Source organism: uncultured Thiodictyon sp. (genome assembly GCF_903828115.1).
Classification (GTDB): Bacteria; Pseudomonadota; Gammaproteobacteria; order Chromatiales; family Chromatiaceae; genus Thiodictyon.
This window is the reverse complement of sequence record NZ_CAIKKU010000803.1, coordinates 1-1,940: the sequence shown is the minus strand read 5'-3', so window position 1 is coordinate 1,940 and position 1,940 is coordinate 1. Positions and strand designations below refer to the sequence as shown.

Below are 1,940 nucleotides of genomic sequence, written 5' to 3'. Positions count from 1 at the left end.
CGCTGGGGCGGAGGCCGCAGGCCGCGGGACAGGTTTGGTCCTGGGGGGGAGCGGGGCTGCGTCCTGCTGGGGCGCGGATAGGCGAGGAACCAGGTCAGGAGCGCGAACTGGTGGGGCGCGGACGGGTTGCAAATGGCCTGACCACCAGGCTCTGCGGGCGTAGCGCATCGGGCCCGCCGCAGGAGTCCGCCAGCGGCCGACGATCCCAGAAAATCATCAGGATATCGAGCACCTGGCGCTTGCACGCAACGTCTTTCTCCATCTCCATGGCATACTCGATGCCGGTGAAATAGGTGCACAGCGGCAACAAGGCCGGTGCCGGTTGATCATGGTCGAAGCCTGTCCGCGCGGGACCATGCCCTGAGCGGGAGTATACCGGCTGGCGCCGCGCGGCGTTGCGGGCATTCGGCGCGGGCAGTCGTTCGTGCGAAGGCACCGAACGGTCATCTGCAATCGGGCAGACGGTCTGTGCGCGGGTGAGTGACCGCTTCGGGCTGGATCAGCGTCGATTGGTGCAGCCTGGAGCGGGCCTTGATCGTCATTTCTCCGTGCCAGGTTTCGCGTTTCCCAACCCAGCCGCCTGCGTCAAGCAGGGCCAGTCGAGACCTTCCAACTCCTGCGGTGCGGCAATCGCCTCCGGAAGCGGAAAGAGGGGGCTCCCGGGCGACCACAGCTCAGTGCTGTCAGGGTGCTGCTCGAAGTAGTCGGGATCGGTGGTGACGCGCACCGGCCCCGCCATACCGGGCGCCAACCAGGACCAGTCCCGAGACCCGAGCACCTTGGAGACGACACCTGGCGGCAGCAGCTCAGGGCGTCCCAACAGGGCTCCAAGTTCCGCCAATCCATAAGCGGCCGGCGGGCGCGGCGGCGCGTCCAACTCCTCCGCGGTCACCTCATCGAGGTCGAACCCGGCCTGCTCGGCGGTCGTCAGACCGGATTCGATGTCCGCGACCAGATTGACCCTTGCCAGCTCGCGATCCTCCGGGCGGCCCAGACTGAGCTGCGTAATGGCTCGGGGCAGGCGGGCCAGAATGGGCTGGAGTCGGCCGACGAAGCTCTGGAACAGGTTGATCCGCTGGCGCAGGGCGTAATAAACGTCCGCCTCCACGGTGTCCTCGTAGTGCAGGTTGACGATGCGGATCTCGGGGTGTTCCTGCCCCAGGCGGTCGATGCGCCCGATCCGCTGCTCAACCCGCATCGGATTCCAGGGCATGTCGTAGTTCACCAGGGCGCCGCAGAACTGGAAGTTAAGGCCCTCGGCCGCTGCATCCGTGCAGACCATGATCTCGGCGCGGCCCTCACGAAAGCGTTGCTTGGTCGACTCGCGCGAGATGACTTGCCAGTCGCCCGCGGGGGTCGGAACCTCGCCGCCGCGACCGGAAAAGCAGATCACCCCGGCGTCCAATGCCTCGGCGATGCGCCCGCGCAGAAAATCCATGGTGTCGGTGTACTGGGTAAAGACCATCGCCTGCGCGTAGCCCTGTTCACGCAGTTCGCGCAGGACCTCGATAAGCACGCCGGCCTTGGTGTCATGCGGCAGGCGCTTGGCCGCGGCCAACAGCGCCCCGATGTCGCCCGTCTCCTCCAAGGCGAGTGCGCGCCGCGCAAGGTCGGCGGCTTGGTCCGTATCCATCGCCTCGTCCTCCAGCTCGTCGTCCGGGATGTCCTCGTCGATGGCCAGATTGGCGTCTTGGCCTGGGGGCATGTGACCCCCGACCGATGCGAGACGCCGGTCCAGCGTCTTGATCAGGGCATAGAAGCTGCTGGCCAGCCGTCGGCGATAGATGGTCATCACGAAGCCCACGGCCGTGCGCTCCGTGGCCGCGGCATTGTTGTAGCTCGACTTTGGCCATTTTTGCAGCTGGGCGCCGACCCCGCACATGACGCCACGGCGGTGCCGAAACGTGTGCTGAGCCGGGGGTTGCGGCGGCCGATCGTCG

2 protein-coding genes are annotated in these 1,940 nt (G+C 66.9%); both read right to left on the bottom strand.

Annotated features, from left to right (window positions below; genetic code table 11):
* Nucleotides 1-94 precede the first annotated feature (94 nt).
* Nucleotides 95-310 (bottom strand): hypothetical protein, encoded by a 216-nt coding sequence (locus tag QZY48_RS29725; protein WP_295437423.1) that lies wholly within the window; start codon nt 308-310, stop codon nt 95-97.
* 228 nt (nt 311-538) lie between these two features.
* Nucleotides 539-1,940, bottom strand: a 1,402-nt coding sequence (locus QZY48_RS29720) for a helicase-related protein (RefSeq protein WP_295437421.1), incomplete at its 5' end; no start/stop codon positions are given.